This window comes from Dolichospermum sp. FACHB-1091 (assembly GCF_014697585.1).
In the GTDB taxonomy this organism is placed as follows: Bacteria; Cyanobacteriota; Cyanobacteriia; order Cyanobacteriales; family Nostocaceae; genus Dolichospermum.
The window spans coordinates 39,720-56,660 of record NZ_JACJSB010000014.1 but is presented as its reverse complement, the minus strand read 5'-3'; the positions used below and the strand labels follow the sequence as shown (position 1 = coordinate 56,660).

13 protein-coding genes are annotated in these 16,941 nt (G+C 35.4%); 4 read left to right on the top strand and 9 right to left on the bottom strand.

Translation table 11 applies throughout. From position 1 onward, the window contains the following. Positions 1-322: 322 nt before the first annotated feature. Positions 323-1,663 carry a 16S rRNA (cytosine(967)-C(5))-methyltransferase gene (locus H6G25_RS10840; protein ID WP_190392482.1) on the top strand — a complete coding sequence of 447 codons (1,341 nt, stop codon included), beginning with the start codon at positions 323-325 and terminating at the stop codon, positions 1,661-1,663. A 57-nt stretch (positions 1,664-1,720) separates the two neighbouring features. Then, positions 1,721-2,143, top strand: coding sequence for a TerB family tellurite resistance protein (locus H6G25_RS10835; RefSeq protein ID WP_190392530.1), 423 nt, complete (start codon positions 1,721-1,723; stop codon positions 2,141-2,143). A gap of 166 nt (positions 2,144-2,309) precedes the next feature. On the opposite strand, the gene H6G25_RS10830 is transcribed toward H6G25_RS10835, so the two are convergent. After that, positions 2,310-2,507, bottom strand: coding sequence for a hypothetical protein (locus H6G25_RS10830; RefSeq protein WP_137908247.1), 198 nt, complete (start codon positions 2,505-2,507; stop codon positions 2,310-2,312). Positions 2,508-2,618: 111 nt separating this feature from the next. Beyond that, positions 2,619-4,907, bottom strand: a complete 2,289-nt coding sequence (locus tag H6G25_RS10825; protein WP_242034937.1) for a penicillin-binding protein 1A — start codon at positions 4,905-4,907, stop codon at positions 2,619-2,621. A gap of 425 nt (positions 4,908-5,332) precedes the next feature. On the opposite strand from H6G25_RS10825, the gene H6G25_RS10820 reads away from it, so the two are divergent. After that, positions 5,333-5,884, top strand: coding sequence for an NUDIX hydrolase (locus H6G25_RS10820; protein WP_190392481.1), 552 nt, complete (start codon positions 5,333-5,335; stop codon positions 5,882-5,884). A gap of 354 nt (positions 5,885-6,238) precedes the next feature. On the opposite strand, the gene H6G25_RS10815 is transcribed toward H6G25_RS10820, so the two are convergent. After that, positions 6,239-7,018 carry an ATP-binding cassette domain-containing protein gene (locus H6G25_RS10815; RefSeq protein WP_190392480.1) on the bottom strand — a complete coding sequence of 260 codons (780 nt, stop codon included), beginning with the start codon at positions 7,016-7,018 and terminating at the stop codon, positions 6,239-6,241. A gap of 225 nt (positions 7,019-7,243) precedes the next feature. Here H6G25_RS10815 and H6G25_RS10810 point away from each other — a divergent pair, with 225 nt between their 5' ends. Beyond that, positions 7,244-8,470 (top strand): tetratricopeptide repeat protein, encoded by a 1,227-nt coding sequence (locus H6G25_RS10810; protein WP_190392479.1) that lies wholly within the window; start codon positions 7,244-7,246, stop codon positions 8,468-8,470. Positions 8,471-9,029: 559 nt separating this feature from the next. On the opposite strand, the gene H6G25_RS10805 is transcribed toward H6G25_RS10810, so the two are convergent. The 6 genes from H6G25_RS10805 to H6G25_RS10780 all read right to left on the bottom strand — a co-directional run bounded on the left by H6G25_RS10805 (position 9,030) and on the right by H6G25_RS10780 (position 16,002). Then, positions 9,030-10,286: a glycosyltransferase gene (locus tag H6G25_RS10805; protein ID WP_190392478.1), complete on the bottom strand. Its 1,257-nt coding sequence runs from the start codon at positions 10,284-10,286 to the stop codon at positions 9,030-9,032. Between the two features lie 116 nt (positions 10,287-10,402). Further along, complete coding sequence (locus H6G25_RS10800; protein ID WP_190392477.1) at positions 10,403-11,662, bottom strand: glycosyltransferase family 2 protein; 1,260 nt, start codon at positions 11,660-11,662, stop codon at positions 10,403-10,405. Between the two features lie 142 nt (positions 11,663-11,804). After that, the gene (locus H6G25_RS10795; protein ID WP_190392476.1) at positions 11,805-12,263 is read right to left on the bottom strand and encodes a DUF2141 domain-containing protein; all 459 of its coding nucleotides are present in this window, start codon (positions 12,261-12,263) and stop codon (positions 11,805-11,807) included. 47 nt (positions 12,264-12,310) lie between these two features. Beyond that, a complete protein-coding gene (locus H6G25_RS10790; protein WP_190392475.1) occupies positions 12,311-13,315 on the bottom strand; it encodes an NAD-dependent epimerase/dehydratase family protein in 1,005 nt (334 codons plus the stop codon). A gap of 208 nt (positions 13,316-13,523) precedes the next feature. Further along, complete coding sequence (gene devC / locus H6G25_RS10785) at positions 13,524-14,702, bottom strand: ABC transporter permease DevC (protein WP_190392474.1); 1,179 nt, start codon at positions 14,700-14,702, stop codon at positions 13,524-13,526. Positions 14,703-14,790: 88 nt separating this feature from the next. Next, positions 14,791-16,002, bottom strand: coding sequence for an ABC exporter membrane fusion protein (locus H6G25_RS10780; protein ID WP_190392473.1), 1,212 nt, complete (start codon positions 16,000-16,002; stop codon positions 14,791-14,793). Positions 16,003-16,941 lie beyond the last annotated feature (939 nt).

Here is a 16,941-nt window from a genome sequence, read left to right as displayed (position 1 = left end):
TAACTACTATACTATCTGCCATCTATAGCAAGATAATTCTTCCTTATCGAAATGATAATAACAGATTTAAAATCAAATGTCAACCCCTTTCTACCTCTAAAAACGGAAAAATACAAAAATATTTTTTTATTCGAGATTTTGAGTTCATAGGTATTATCTTGACAAAAACACTCTAAAAACCTAACCCCTAACCCCTTCCCTCTTTATTCCCTCTTTCCTCCTCCCTAAAACTAAAGAATTTTGTACCTCACGAGCATGGGAACTGTTATCTATCTATCATAGATAAATACATATATTACAGTTAAAAATCTCATTACCTTCCATGACTAACCCCCGACAAGTTGCATTTATCGCTCTCAAAGAAGTACATAAAGGAGCTTATACTGATGTGGCTCTAGACCGGGTATTACAAAAGTTTAAGTTACCGGACAACGATCGCCGGTTAATGACAGAATTAGTTTATGGTAGTGTGAGAAGACAACGCACTTTAGATGCTATCATTGACCAACTTGCTACCAAGAAAAACCAACAACAACCAAAAGACCTCCGCACAATTTTACATCTGGGTTTTTATCAACTGCGGTATCAGGAAAGAATCCCTGTTTCTGCGGCTGTAAATACCACTGTTGAATTAGCCAAGGAAAATGGTTTTCCTGGTTTAACTGGTTTTGTGAATGGTTTATTACGTCAATATCTTCGACTTTTAGAAAAATCTTTAGAACCTTTAATTTTACCAGAAAATCCGGTAGAAAAATTGGGAATTTTACACAGTTTTCCCAATTGGATAATTGAAGTGTGGTTATCACAATTGGGTTTTGAAGAAACAGAAAAACTGTGTATCTGGATGAATCAAACCCCGACAATTGATTTAAGAATAAATATCCTGCGTAGTTCCTTAAAAGAGGTAAAATCAGCTTTTGAAGCTGCTGGTATTTTAGTTAAATCTATTCCTAATTTACCCCAAGCTTTACGATTAATTGGTAATAATGGCCCAATTCAAAATTTACCCGGTTTCTGTGCAGGTTGGTGGACTGTCCAAGATAGTAGCGCCCAGTTAGTTGGTTATTTGCTTGACCCTACACCTGGTGATGTGGTAATTGATGCCTGTGCAGCACCGGGGGGAAAAACCACCCATATTGCGGAATTAATGGGAGACAAGGGCAAAATTTGGGCTTGTGATCAAACTGCTTCCCGCTTACGGAAGTTAAAGGAAAATACCCAACGTCTGTATTTACAATCTATTCATACTTGTATAGGAGATAGCCGCAATTTACCACAGTTCTATCAAGCTGCTGACTGTGTATTACTTGATGCTCCTTGTTCCGGTTTGGGAACTATGCACAGACACGCAGATGCGCGTTGGCGACAAACTCCTGGTTCGGTACAAGAACTTTGCCAATTACAGAAACAATTATTATCACATAATGCAACTTTTGTCAAGGCTGGAGGCGTTTTAGTTTATGCAACTTGTACATTACACCCAGAGGAGAATGAGCAGGTAATTTCGGAATTTTTAGCGGTAAACCCCCATTGGCAAATAGAGCCGCACCCTTTTGAGTTATTTAATAGCGGTACTTCTGGTTGGTTGAAAGTCTGGCCTCACCAACAGGATATGGATGGTTTTTTCATGGTGCGCTTAAGAAAATCTAAGGATTCTCGGTGAATATCAACAGTGATTGTAATATCTAATCAAGGCCGGAATCTACCAGAGGAGGCAGCAATGGTTAATAATTCCCATGTCAAAAACCTAGTAAAAATCCTGATTGGAGCAGCTTGGATTGATGGTAAAATCCAGCCGGAAGAACGGCAATATTTGCGGGAAATAGCTCAAGCTAAAGGTTTAGCTAGTGATCCCGAAATAAAGCCTTGGTTGTATGAATTAGTGCCAGTGAAGCCGAAGGACTGTTATAAATGGGTAAAAGAGTATTTAGGCGATCGCCCAACGACGGAAGATTATGAGAATTTAATTGAAGCCATTAGTGGCTTGATTTATAGTGATGGTGATATAGCTATTGAAGAAGCAAGACTCCTCACCCAATTGACAGAGTTAAGTAAGTCTAGTGGTGCTAACCAAGCAGCACACACTACACTGCTGAAGCAAATTCAAAAGCTCTACCGTCGTTGTGTTGACGTACAGAATTAGGTAATGGGTAATGGGTAATGGGTAATATATTCTTTTCCCATTACGGATCACCTACTACTTAATTTATTCAGGACTTACGCAACTGGCATAATATTCTCAATGGTAGTGAGGACTAGCTCTCTTTGAGACGCTACGCGAACAAAATAAGGGCTAAAGCCCTGAAGTCCTATGATTCCTTCTCAACCTTGGGGACAATGTTAGGACGTTCTTTACTCTCCCAACCTGGGGGACGTTTGGAGTTGTACCAGGCAATTGAACCAATGGTGACAGCAGCGATAAAACCGACTACATACACCAAAGTGAAGGCTAAGGGAAAGTGATTTCCCGTCGCTTCGGCTTGAACTTGGAGCAATAAATAACTCATGGGGATATTCGCTTAATGTAGGTTACACTTCTTCATAAAGTATAAACTGAGCGGATCACCTACATCTGCCCCAGGAAAAATCTTTTCTGTATTAAAAGACATAACATTAACTTAATTTTCTGGTGAAGAATTGGGTTTAAGTCTTTCTCTCCAGGAAGATTGTGGTGATGAAGATTCTCCAGAATTATTCTCTGTTGAGGAAGATGAATTTTCAGAGCGTGATTTTTTCCTACGATATCGTCTTTCTCGGCGAGAGGAGGCAGATGTCTTGTTTTCTTCCTGAGAATAGCGTCGTCTGCGTCTGGGGGTGTTTTCTGTTGTATCTTCCGACTGGGAATAGCGTCGTCTGCGTCTCCTTCTTGTTGATGAATCAGAATTTTCAGTATTATCCCGATCTGATTTTTGATTATTATCATTAATCACTCTACGGATAAATTTTTTAGGTTTGATAGGTTCGGCTTTAATACTACCTTTGCGGTTTTCTAGTTTGGGCAGGGTGGGAAACTTTTCTACAGGCATTCCCTCTACTGCTTTTTTCATAAATTCATGCCAGGCATAAGCGGCGCTACCACTACTACCATAGGTAGGGGTATTATTATCATTCCCTAACCACACTCCAGTGACAACTTGGGGAATATAACCAATAAACCATAAATCACGGGCTTCATCGGAAGTTCCTGTTTTTCCGGCCACTTGTCTATCATCTAATTGAGCCGCTGCCCCAGTTCCCTCCCTGACGACATTTCGTAACATCCAAGTCATAATGGTGCTACTATCAGTGTCTAAAACTTGCTTAGGTTCATATTTGGCAGACCAGATGACATTACCTTCGCGGTTGAGGATGCGACGAATACCGTGAGCTTCTATATAATTTCCTTGGGTAGCAAATGTACCATAAGCATTAGTTAGTTCTAATAGGTTGACTTCATTAGAACCAAGAGCTAAAGAATAGGTAGGTTTTAGTTCTGATTTAATTCCCATATCATGGGCAAGTTTAAGGGTTGGCTGAAAACCTGTATCTATTAATACTTTTACGGCAATTGTATTGATGGATTTGGTGAGAGCATCCCTCATATTTAACCAGCCGGAGAATTTGTCATGGTAGTTTTTTGGCTCATAACCATCTATTGATAAAGGTTCATCTAGGTAGCTATCATAGGGACTTTTACCCGTGGCGATCGCTGTAGCATAGACAAATCCTTTAAAGGTTGATCCTGGTTGTCTTTGTGCCTGAGTAACGCGATTAAATTGGTTTTTACCGAAGTCTTTTCCACCCACCATGGCCTGAATTTCCCCATTTCGAGGATCTATGGCCACCATAGCTGCTTCTTTAAAGTTTTGCCACCGTCCTTCATTTTTCAAGATTTTTGTGACTGCGGCTTCTGCGGCTTTTTGCCAAGTTGGGTTTAAACTGGTTTCTACTACCAAACCACCACTAGCTAAGATATCAGGAGAAACGTGCTTTGGTAATTCCTTTTGAATATAGCTAGTAAAGTAGGGAGAATCTACCTGCCACCGTTTGGGTAAGTTGCTGTTAACTATTAATGGTTCTTGAATAGCGGCTTGTTTTTGTATTGGTGTAATTATGCCATCTTCTGCCATCCGCGCCAACACCAAATTTCGCCGTTCTGTGGCTGCTTTTAGGTTTTTGTCTGGTGCATAGAGGTTAGGTGCAGGAGCTAAACCAGCCAAGGTGGCCATTTCTGATAAGGTAAGTTGATCTATGGATTTACTAAAGTAAACCCAAGCTGCATCACCCACACCATAAGCACCAGAGCCTAAATATACAAGATTTAGATAACGTTCGAGAATTTGATCTTTAGTTAATTGTCGCTCTATTTTTTGGGCTAACCGGACTTCTTTCAGTTTACGCCAGAAGGTTTTTTCTTGTTTGAGAAAGAGAATGCGGGCTACCTGTTGGGTAATTGTACTACCACCTTCTACCACATCTTGCGATCGCAAATTATTGATTACCGCCCTAAAAATCCCCTGGATATCAACCCCATTGTGTTGATTAAATCTTCGGTCTTCCGCAGCAATAAAAGCCTTTTTGACATTATCTGGTATTTGTTCCAGTTGCAACTGCTCTCTAGTGGCTTCACCTTGCTGTTGTAACACAGTACCATCAGCAGCTTTAATCGTTAGTGTTTGCTCCCGAATTACTGCTTTAAGTGCGGACTGATCTGGTAAATTTCTATCTATTTCTAAGATTGTGTAATGTAAAGCGATGATCCCACCACCTATACTTAAACCCGCCCAAAACCAAACACGACGATAAAATGGTTTATCGCTGCTCAAGATTCTAGATGATAGGGTTCTCACCTGGTTTAATAACTGCTTCGCCTTCACCTGCATTCTCGGTAGTAAGTTTTCATCATGCGGACTCTTCATTTTGTTCATGATTACCAAGTAGCAATAGCAGTTTCTCCTGTTTGATCTAAGCGCAATATCTTGGTGCTAATATAATACCCCATAAGTTATTCAGTTAATTCAGTTCTAAAGTACGTTTTCTATCAAACCCTTTATGACTATGATAAATAATAAAATTATGCATTTTTTGCATAATATTGCGGAACATTAAGATTCTGTGGTAAACTTAATAACTCCCAAGCAATTTTAAATGTGTTAGTCCCTCTAGCGGAAATTGCTTCAAATTAGATACACATTTGAACAGTAATTCAAGATTTGCTACTGGGGGTAGACATTTCTGGTGTACATTTATGGTGCGGGGTGAAAAAATTACCATTTTTGCCACCAAAAAAGAACTGAGGACAAAACAAAGCCTTGTATAAGTTCTTTGTATTAACAACTGATAGAATTTGACTATGCCATTAGGTAGAGAATTACCACAGTTACTGAAGCAACGCTTATTTTATAAAGGGCGCAAATTTAACTTTGAAGTTAATCGCTTGCGTTTACCGAACAAATCAGAAGGAGAATGGGAATGTGTTCGTCATCCTGGCGGTGCTTTGGCTATACCCATAACCGCAGATGGTAAGCTTGTACTTGTGCGTCAATATCGGTTTGCAGTGCAGGGAAGATTGTTAGAATTTCCTGCTGGTACTGTGGAACCCAATGAAAGTCCTTTAGAAACTGTTAAAAGGGAAATTGAAGAAGAAACTGGCTATCATGCTCATCAGTGGGATAAACTGGGAGAGTTTTTTCTTGCTCCTGGTTATTCCGATGAAATCATCTATGCTTTTATCGCTAGAGATTTAGAAAAGCTGGAAACACCACCAGAAAAAGATGAAGATGAAGATATTGAAATTGTATTACTCACTCCTCAAGAATTAGAAAAAGCCATTTTGGCGGGAGAATCTGTAGATGCTAAATCTATTGCCAGTTTTTTCTTGCTGCGTTCATTTTTAGCTTCTTAGAGGATGTTTTAAAAGTATTGGGCGAATATAATATGGCTTAGGCACGCCAAAGGCTAACGCTACTATACAAACTAATTCTAGATGGTGCGTGGACTAACACAAAATTAAGGTTCCTAACCCATGAAGGTGGGTTTTGTCTATGTAGACGCGTTCCGGTAGCGTGCTGGAAGCATCTTTCTAATCGCCGGGTTAGGTATTAATTTAGACTTTAGAAACATCCTCTTAGAGGATGAATGCACACCAACCCCCCAATATCAAAAGTTTATCCTTTTCTTCCCCCCATTGCGGGGGTGAGATGGGGTGGTGAGATGAGAGCGGGCTACAATTTACCTCATATAATTAGAAACCGCCGTATTACCTTGAATAGCTGGCAACATAATCATGGACTCGATAATCTATATATTGAGTTAAGATTTTTTTAGTCGGTGCAAAATCTCTTAATTGTCCAACATGATTTTTATTGTATTGAAACAGGGCTGTAAAATCTGCGAGGCGAGAGACTTGCTGCATATTATGAGAGATAAATATAATTGTCAGTTTAGAACGTAAACACTCAATTAGTTCTTCAATTTTCATGGTATTGATGGTATCAAGTCTAACGCAAAGTTCATCCATGAGAATAACTTGGGGTTTGACGGCTAAAGCGCGAGCAATACACAGACGTTGTTGTTGTCCATAACCTAGTTCTAAAGCAGATTTATGGAGCTTATTTTTGACTTCTTCCCAAATATCAGCAGCTTTGAGAGCTAACTCAACAATATCATCTAATTCTTGTTTTGGTTGCCATCCTGTTAATTTTACACCGTAAGCAATATTATCATAAATGCTAATAGGGAAAAGATTAGGGGTAGAGTAGATTGTAGTAATTTGACGACGGAGACGACTGAGATTAATTCGTCGTTCGTAAATATTTTGCCCAAAAAATTCTATTCTTCCTTCGGTTTGAACTTCTCCCTCTAAGTCACTCATGCGATTAAGAGATTTTAAAAATGTAGACTTACCACAACCACTAGGTCCAATAATGGCAATGATTTTATTTTGCGGAATATCCATGGATATATTGTCAATAATTTTTTGGTTGTCGTAGTAAAAACTAAAGTTTTTGACACTAATGGCAGGAATTATTTTAATCATGCTAATAAAAAAAGGAATCAGGAGTCAAGAGTCACCGAGTCAGAATAGTTGTAAAACGTGGCATTTGCCTGTAATCTATAGGAATCTTGCTTGATTCCTGAATTTATTTGTGTGGGAAGGGAACTCTTAAAATAGAAAAAGGGTATAGACTTGTACTGAATTAATCATTAATTGGTAACATCAGTAATACTAGACTTAAATTAATACAAGAGAGATAAATTTAGTATGTTACAACGTTTTATTTTGATCATTACCACTATTATTATCTGGCATTTGTGTATTCTTGGCACACTAGCAAGGGATAAGAAAGTTGAAAATTTAGATAAATTTCCTCCTAGTCCTCTAGAAAGAACTATACCGGACCCGTTGTTACCGAATTTGACAAATAAACGGGAATTAACACCAGTGGAATTACAAAACTTGAAGATAGATTTAGATAAGTTAAATCAAGAAGCGCGGACAATAGTACAAGGAGAAGATAAGAAGAAAGCCTTTGAGATTTGGAACCGTGAATTAAGGTTAAGACGATTTTTAGGTACATTTGCCGAAGTGGAAGCCTTATCACGGGTAGGAGAAATCGCTGTTAATGAAAATGAAAGGGAAGAGGTGCAATATATTAGTCAGCGGTTGCAAGTAATTCAAAGCGATATGGTCAAACAAAAAAGCACAGATTTACAATTGTGGAAATCTCTTGGTAATGCTTATCAAAAACTTCGTCTTTATAAATTAGGAATATCGGCATATCAACAAGTTTTAATATTAGTAAAAGAGCAAAAAGATTCATTAGCAGAAATAGACACTTTAAAGAATATTGGTGAATTACATTTAAGTTGGTTTGATTATACACAAGCTGCTAATGTTTACCAAAAGTTATTAAGTTTGGCAATTAATCAGGGTGATAAAACTAATGAATTAGAATATTTAAAACAGTTAGCCTATATCTACACTCAAGGAAAACAAAACCAAGCAGCAATAGATATATTGAATAAATTAGTAGAAATTTCCACTAATGAACAGAATTTAACTCAAATTCCAACTTTGAAATTAGCCATAGCTGCAAATTATGAATTTCTAGCTAAAGAAAACCCTAATTTCAGGCAAAAGGCTTTTGATAATTATCAAGAAGCTTATACTATTGCATGGAAATTAGAACAGTACGCTAGGGCTGGAGAAGCATTAAATAAATTAATTGCTTTTTACCGTTCACAAAAACAAATCACCGCAGCTTTAGAAACTAGCTTAATTCTGATTGAAACAGAAACATTAGCTAACAATTTTTATGGTTTAATGTTGGCTTATGATCAAATTGGTGACATATATTTAGAACAGCGAGAATACGCAAAAGCATTAACAGCATTTGAGAAAGGATTAGAAATAGCCCAACAACTTAAATACCAGGAATTATACTTTACTAAACAAATTGAGAAGTTAAAAAATGACACAAGAATGTAGAGGATATCCAGATAAATAAAAAAGTCCGACTGAGCGGACTTTGGACATTGGATAAGGTTAAGTTGTCACCAAGAGAGCCTACAAGATGTTAGACTTATTTATATTTTTACTAATTAATTTTAGATAATCAAGTGGTTCAATCTAATAGTTAGGACATAATTAATGTATTTATGTCTCGAAAAAAAGGAATTTATTGATAATTATTGTTACAGGTACATAGTTCTCGCTTAATTAACAATAAAAAATCGAAGAAATTGCGGACATAATTAAGATAGTTTTGTCTGAGATTTTTTATTCCTATGATAATAACCAATAACTAATGACCAAAATAACAAAAACCCCAGAAGTGGGAACTTCTGGGGTATAAAGAGTTTTAGGTAAGATTGAGGATAATACAAATCTTGTGATCAATTGAAGTAGGCAATCTTGAGAATGATCACAAGATAGATTGATTAATATCTCAAGCTAAGAACCTAAAAGCCCACAGGTCAACTACTTAAACAGTCTAGCAGAGGTATTTCTATTTCAGTAGCCAAATTGGCGTTTTTTTGAGGTTGATTTAGATATCTACCTCTCGGCGGATATTCACTAATTCATAAAGCTTATTTTCAAACTTTTGGGTACAAGCTGACCAATCAAATTCCAGAATGGAAGGACGTGCTTGTGCGGTTAATTGGTCTTTGAGGTCAGGATTTTCGAGAATTGTAATTACTTTTTGGGCGAAATCTCTAGGGTCATTGGGTGCTGCTAGAAAACCATTAACCCCAGAAATAACCTGTTCAGCAGTTGAAGGGGCGACAACAGCCACTACAGGTGTTCCAGAAGCTAAAGCTTCGTTAGTTGTCGTGCAGAAATTTTCGGTGATAGAAGGGTTAACAAATATATCTGCTTTTGCAAACCAACCTAAAAGTTCCTTACCATGAGATTCACCCCAAATAGTGACACCATGGGGGAAATTTTGAGCGCGACGACGAATTTCTGCATCCAAAGGACCGCTACCAACAATTACTAGATGAACATCAGGAATTTTAGCAGCAATGAGAGGATAAATATCTAAAAGTTGATTAACATTTTTTTCTGGAGTAATACGCCCTACAAATAAAATAGTTGGACGTTGATCATCAGGAATTGGATCATAAGAAATATTGCGGGGATGAAATTTTTGGCAATCAATTCCTTGATAGGGAAGATATTCGGCGCGTTGAGCTTTTAATTTTTGGTATTTAGCCAGTTGTTCACGGGAAGAAAATAAACTTAAATCATAAGTTTCACTAAATTGTTTAACCAAGATTGGCAGAAAAGGACGCACTAAATTAAAGACTGTATTACCGAAATAATATTGAATATAGGCAATGATATCTGTGTGGAAAACTGAAACAATAGGTGTGTTTGTTTTTCTGGCATATTCTACTCCCACAGAACGGCCATAACCTTGTAAAAAACCAGAATATAAACCTCTCATTTGTGGGGCTTCTTCGACAATAATAATATCAGGTTGAAAGTGAGTGAGTAATTTTGTATCACTCCAATGACGATGACTTAATGGTTGGGGTAAAGATTTATAAAAAATCAGTGGTTCTGTGGGAAATGAATAAGCAGAAAAATTAATAAATGTTTCTAGTTCTTCAATTCCTGACATGGGACGTTTACCAACTTGTGGAGGGTATTGATCATTAATTTCTGGGTGAATTAAAAAAACTTCATGCCCTTGTTTTAATAACCAGTGAACTCGCTGGTGTACAGCAACAGAAACTCCTGTTAAAAATGGAGCGTATAATCCTGTAAATAAGGCGATTCTAAGGGGTTTCTTGTTCATGATCATGAGGTAATTTTTCCTGATAAAATATATTACTGATGCTTTCCAATAATTATTGGATTGGGGGATTTTAGATATTGAAGCGAAAATAAAAAATCTAAAATTTTACCCATTCTCTAGAGAGAGGCTTTTGGATCAATTGGTTGATCTAACCATTGGTAAGGACGGTATTCAATTAACCGAATATTTTCACGTCCTTGGATTCGATAAGTAATTCCCCGCCAAGTAATACTTGATGTCCACAAAGAAGATAGTATTATTAAACCATAAATCCACTGTGTTAAAGGGATAGACATTAACATTTTGAGGATAATTAAAGGCGATAATTTGGGTATTTTTCTACCTTGATTATGCAGGATATGATGTATTGATACTTCCATCAATAGCATGAGTAAAACTAAACCAATGGTATAGGAAATGTAAGAGAAAAATAATAAAAATCCAGCGTACCATTGAGACTGAAGCAAGAGATAGAAAATGATGATAATGACTAGATTTGGTACGAGAATACTAGAATATGCTTCACTAATTATGGCTAACCAACCAGGGTGATAAAGTTTAGAACTAATTATTAATCGTTTTAATGATTCTAGTAAGTTACTTAAACTACTTTCTTCCTGATTTAGCATTAATAAAGAAGGGATAAACTTAATTTGTAACTTTTGTTGTTTGATAAGTTTATGCAGAAGCATATCATCTGTTAAAACTTCTCCCCACTTATCCAAAAGTTTGATGCGGTTTAAGACTTCTGTTTTGATAGCTAAAGTTCCACCCCAAGGAATTTGAAAGAGAAACATTTGCACAACTGTAGAAACATTACCGGAGTAGCGAACTAATGAACCCCAATAATTACCAGTGGGAACATACCAACGGTTTCCTGTTGTTAGACCAACTTTTTCATCAAGAAGAGGAGTAACTAATTCTCGTAACCAATTAGGATGAACTACAGTATCAGCATCAATAAAAGCGATGACTGGATAAGCGTTATCTAAGTCAGAAACAGCTTGTATTAGAGAACTACATTTAAGACTACAATTATGACGAACTGCTCTTAAAATGCTAATTTGAACATTAGTTGAACCTAGTTCATTGATTGTTTCAGTGACAATTTTAAAAGCTGGATCTTCTTGACTATCAATGATCAATTTTAGATCATATTTTGGGTAATTTTGTTGTAAGAGCGATCGCAAACAATTATGTAAAAATGGATCAGCACCTCGTAAACAAAGAATTACTGCCGTTTTTGGTAATTTTTCATCTGGTAATGATTGTGGTTTATATGAACGTAAATACCATAAAAATATTAACGTTAAACAACTCTGAATTACCAGCCAACCCAACAAAGACTTAGATAGAAATATCATCAAATCTGGCATTATCTCTATAGTCTCAGATATAACTTAGAAGTCACGGAAAAAAGTTAGAATATATATCTAACTCCCGATTGGAAATTATCAATCAATACAGTTCAGTTAAGAATAGAATTTTAGACTTAACTAAACCGTATTAAATTCCAAATTAAGGATCAAGAGAATACTTCAAAAAAATATTAATTGTAGTATTCTGATCAACTTTAAAACTGGCATTTCTGAACTTAGGTGTGCCAGTGCTGATAGAAACAATGGGATTTCTAGAAATACCAAAACCCTCTTCAGGAATGCCGAAAAAGTCTTTATTGAGTTGGCGATCGCCATTTTGATCATCAACTACAGCCACAGCATAATTACCAGGTTTTAACCCAGAAAATACCTGTTTAATAGAATTTCCAGTAATTTTAGTACAACCACTTTTAACTTCACTTTTAGCATTATTTGGAAATCCTTTTTCAGAGTTATAAACTCTCATGCAAATTTCCCCAGTTTGATTACGAATACCATTAACAACTACAGTTAATGATGTTGTTGATTCAGCCTGAGCTATTTCGTTGAAGCTAATAGTTAGCAAAGTGGCAATGAACAGGTTTACAATTTTAAACATTAGTCAAAACTTCCTAATTGTGAAAATTTACCCTTGGAGAATTTTATCTATTTCATCAGTTTTTGAATGTCAGTTTTTTGCAACCATTCACGAGTACGACCCATTCCTTCTGCTAAATCAACTTTAGCTTGATAATTTAAAATATTTTGTGCCTTTGCAATAGAATAGGCATAAGGACGACTCATAAAATCAACTGATTCCGGGAGAATATCAGCTTTTTTACGAAATAGTTTTTGTCCCTGAAGACGCACACGCAAAAATAACTTCATTTCCTCTTTAGGTAAAGACATTGGCGCTGGTAAACCTTCCAGTGAAGCGAGATGAATAAAATAATCTTTCCAGGAAGTTTCTTGACCATCAGTAATGTTAAAAATTTCCCCATAGGCTGATTTTTCTATGGCTAAAAAGATAGCATCAATTAAGTTATCTACATATAGATGATTCATCACACCTTTACCATCATTAGCATAGGCAAATAATTTTTGTCGCATCATCTGAATTGGCCGGACAATCCAAGGAATACTTCCCGGTCCATAGACATCACCAGCCCGAATTACAATTACTCCAAATTCAGGGGCATTGTTCAGTTTTAAAACTTCGATTTCAGCTTCAATTTTTGTCTGACAATAAGGATTATTTTCACCGGAAAGTACACCTAATTCTGTAACTTTCTCAGGGTAATCAAACCCATATACTAAAGTGCTAGAAAGATGGACAAATGTTTTTACACCTGCTTGTTTAGCAGCTTTGGCGATATTAATAGTACCATTAACATTTATTTCTCGAAAATGCTTAATGTCTCCAGCTTCTTCGGCAATTTGAGCAGTATGTAAAACTATATCTATTCCTTGACAAGCTTTTGAGCAAATTCCAGGATCAGTGATATTACCAACTAGAACTTCAATACCTAAATTTTGCGCTGTTTTATCTTTAATTTGGGAACTTTGTATAGCTCTAACTTTCATCCCTTGACCTATGGCTAATTCGGCTGCACGTAAACCAATAAATTCGTCAATTCCGGTAATCAGGAGAGTTTTGTTTTGCAAGTTCATGTTGAAATATAGATAAGTGTTTTGTAGTAGTGATAAGGTTGAATAAGCAATACAATCTTATTTCATAATTGGGGCAAACCACAATTAAGAACTGTTGCACTGACAAGAAAATTTTACTGTTGCTAATAACATTAAACTTCTATCTTTGGTTAGTTCTAATTTAGAGAATATTGAGTAAAATTTGCTGAATTTACAGAACAATAAATCCCTAAAAACTATCAGCCGGATCAGCAGAACGGAGTTTATTAATAGCTAATGCTCCAGATGTGATACAAATTAAGACTGTAGATACTAAGACAAGTAAGGCATTATTACTTGTCATCATGATAGGTAATTTAGTTGCTTTCATGGCAAAATCATATAAACCAATGGAAACAATAAAGCCAGGAATATAACCTAACAATGCTAAGATTAATGCTTGTTGAAAAACAACATTTAATAAATATCCATTAGCATAACCAATAGCTTTTAGAGTTGCATAGGCAATAAATTGAGTGGCAATGTTGCTATACAAAATTTGGTAAACAATTACTACACCAACAACAGAAGCCATAATCAGCATTAAGTTCAGAATAAAACCAATAGGAGTTCTTACAGACCAATATTGTTTCTCAAAATCAATAAATTCTTGACGAGTGAATATTTTTACATCCTGTGGGAGCTTGTTCTTTAAACTATTTAAAACTCGTTTTATATCAGCACCGGACTTGAGTTTAATCACTCCCATATCTATTTTTTCCACTGGACGACTATTAGGATTAATTCTTAAAAAAGTTGAATCACTAACAATTAAATTACCATCAACACCAAAGGACGGTCCTAAACCGAATAAACCCCCAACTCGCACCCGATAGCCCTTAATTGCATCGAAAGGAAAGATTTCAATTGGTTGTTGAATATTTCCCTGATTAAATAGTTCTGCTATTGGTCCAAATTCTGAACGGGCATCTTTGTCAAATAACATGACATCAGGAATTTTGAGTTTATCTAAATTTTGCTCAACTTCTGGAATATCTAGCACGGATTTTCCAGGATCAAAACCAATGACATAAATTGAATATTTCTCACCACTAATGGGATTTTTTAATTTCGCAAATTGCAAATAAATTGAACTAACAGAATCAACACCATCAAATCCTAGTGTTTGATATAATCGAGTGCGAGAAAAACTTTGAATTGCTGTCAAAGATTTATATTGAGAACTAACTAAAAACAAATCACCGTTCAATCGTTGATGTAATGCTGTTGCACTAGAATATAGTGCATCTTGAAAACCTAGCTGGATAAACATTAGCAGCACAATAAAGCCAATTCCGGCTACAGCTATCACAAAGCGAAGTTTCTGCTGGACAAGCTGTAGCCACGCTAAAGGAATTTTGATATTCATATTAGTTGTTAGTTATTAGTTGTTAGTTATTAGTTAATATTTGTTATTTGCGGAAAATAACAAATAACAAATAAATAGTAATTAATAACTAAATTTGGATGGCAACGTCAACTTGTAAGTTAGTTAAGCGAGATATCTTTTGACTATCTGCGGGATTATCAATAGATATTTTGACCTCAATTACTCTCCGGTCTGCGTCAGAATTGGGATTAATACTAAAGATACCTTGTTGATTAACTTGCCAGCCAATTTCTCGTACAGTTCCCTGTAATGCACCAGGAAATGTAGTGCTAGTGATCTTAGCTTTTTGACCAACTCGAATATTTTGAATATCCGTTTGATAGACTTCTGCTAAGACTTGCATTTGTGATGTATTACCAATTTCTGTAAAGCCAGCAGTAGAAATTATTTCTCCATTTCTAGCATTAATTCGTAAAATTGTCCCATCTATAGTGGAAGAAATGTAAGTTAAATCATGATCGGCTTTCGCTTGTTTAATTGCTGTTTCTGCACTTTTAACTTCACTTTCTGCTAATTCTACATCTACAGGCCTAACTTCTTTAATGCTATTAAGTTTAGATTTTGCTTCTTTGAGTTGATCTTCAAGTGTATTTTCAGTTCTTTTAAGAGTAGCCTGAGCCTCTTTTAGCTGCTGTTGTGTAGTTTTTAGGGTTAAATTTTTACTATCAACAATGGAAGCAGAAATAGCACCATCTTTAAATAATTGCTGATAGCGATTACTCTCTTTTTGAGCATTTTCAACTTCAGCCCGAATGCGATTAATTGTTGCTACTTGCGCGGCAATATCTCCTTGTAATTGGGAATTTAACCGAGTAATTGTGGCTTTTTGAGCATTAATATCTCCAGTTTTTGCTCCAGCTTTTACCTGTGCTAGTTTAGCTCTAGCAATTAACAATTTATCAAATGCTTGTTGTATGGCTGCTTGGGAACGAGCATAGTTTTCTAGATAAGCTAATACTTGTCCTTTTTTTACATTATCCCCTTCCTTAATCAACAGTTTTTCTACTCTGACACCATTGATAGAATTAGGGGCAGATAAATAAGTAATTTTATCTTTTGGTTGTAACCTTCCTAATGCAGTTACAGCAATTTTAATAGGAGTAGGTTGAGATTTACTAGTTGTTGTCACCGCAGGAGATAGAATCTGAGAATTGATCTTCAATTGATAGAAAATATATAAAGATACTAACCCCGTAGCTAAAGTTAGAGAAGTTGCCAAAATTATTTTCCACTTTAGCGCAGTCAATTTGAATAATTGGCTTGGTTTATTTAGTGCCATATTTTTATTCCCATGGTGTTATTTCAGAAAATACTCGTAATGGTTATAGACTTATCCTCTGTTGCCTTTATAGAGGCGATATGTCTAATTATTTATGTATGAATTGTTGTCAGCATTTCTCGCTGTTATAAATACCCAAATTAACCTAGAATCAAGGTAGATTTTACTGCAAATAATTGATGATTAATGCCACGTTATGCTATCAATTTTATCTTGGATGGGCATTTAATTAAGTAACCTAAAATACGATAGTCCTGATCAGAAATAAAAATCTTCAATTCCTAAGCATTAATGATGCTCATAACTTAGAGAAATGAATAAACTTACCTGCAAGTATCTCAAATAAATTTGATATTGTCAACTAAATTTCTTTGTTTTCATCAAAATCTTTGATTAATCATAAATTAATAGAAAAATTTGTATTTATTTTAGCAAACTTTACTAAATATATGCAGAATTTTCCTATTTAATGTTAGAACTTATTGATCTGGTATTGTTATCAATTATTGACATGATCAAAGACAAAAATTAATCTTTGGTTTATAAATAACCAATTGTCTATAAAAGGTGAGTTATCTTATAAATTCATCAAAAATTAGAGATTAATTATGATAGTTTGCTCAAAAAAACCCGGATATGTTCAAATATTTCCCTTGTATATTTATGGATTAGTTACTTATGAAACAATTTAGATATAATTCTTGAATTATCAAGAAAACATTGATGTTAAAACCGTAATTACCAAGAATTTGTTATCAAAAATGCGGTTTTCAATTATACTCAAGTAATTAATTTGTATGTACAAGGAGGTAAATTAATAAATATTTTTCTCCAAAAATTAGCAAAAATGAACTATTCATTTTCTCTAAACTATGTTAGTCTTTTTATTAATTCAACATTTATAGATGAAAAATAAACTGTTGATTTGATGTCAAGAAA

Coding starts and splice junctions, on each gene's coding strand:
- H6G25_RS10820 (WP_190392481.1), top strand. CDS start 5,333: ATGCCATTAGGTAGAGAATTACCACAGTTACTGAAGCAACGCTTATTT.
- H6G25_RS10840 (WP_190392482.1), top strand. CDS start 323: ATGACTAACCCCCGACAAGTTGCATTTATCGCTCTCAAAGAAGTACAT.
- H6G25_RS10835 (WP_190392530.1), top strand. CDS start 1,721: ATGGTTAATAATTCCCATGTCAAAAACCTAGTAAAAATCCTGATTGGA.
- H6G25_RS10830 (WP_137908247.1), bottom strand. CDS start 2,507: ATGAGTTATTTATTGCTCCAAGTTCAAGCCGAAGCGACGGGAAATCAC.
- H6G25_RS10790 (WP_190392475.1), bottom strand. CDS start 13,315: ATGAACTTGCAAAACAAAACTCTCCTGATTACCGGAATTGACGAATTT.
- H6G25_RS10810 (WP_190392479.1), top strand. CDS start 7,244: ATGTTACAACGTTTTATTTTGATCATTACCACTATTATTATCTGGCAT.
- devC (WP_190392474.1), bottom strand. CDS start 14,702: ATGAATATCAAAATTCCTTTAGCGTGGCTACAGCTTGTCCAGCAGAAA.
- H6G25_RS10780 (WP_190392473.1), bottom strand. CDS start 16,002: ATGGCACTAAATAAACCAAGCCAATTATTCAAATTGACTGCGCTAAAG.
- H6G25_RS10815 (WP_190392480.1), bottom strand. CDS start 7,018: ATGATTAAAATAATTCCTGCCATTAGTGTCAAAAACTTTAGTTTTTAC.
- H6G25_RS10795 (WP_190392476.1), bottom strand. CDS start 12,263: ATGTTTAAAATTGTAAACCTGTTCATTGCCACTTTGCTAACTATTAGC.
- H6G25_RS10805 (WP_190392478.1), bottom strand. CDS start 10,286: ATGAACAAGAAACCCCTTAGAATCGCCTTATTTACAGGATTATACGCT.
- H6G25_RS10825 (WP_242034937.1), bottom strand. CDS start 4,907: ATGAACAAAATGAAGAGTCCGCATGATGAAAACTTACTACCGAGAATG.
- H6G25_RS10800 (WP_190392477.1), bottom strand. CDS start 11,662: ATGCCAGATTTGATGATATTTCTATCTAAGTCTTTGTTGGGTTGGCTG.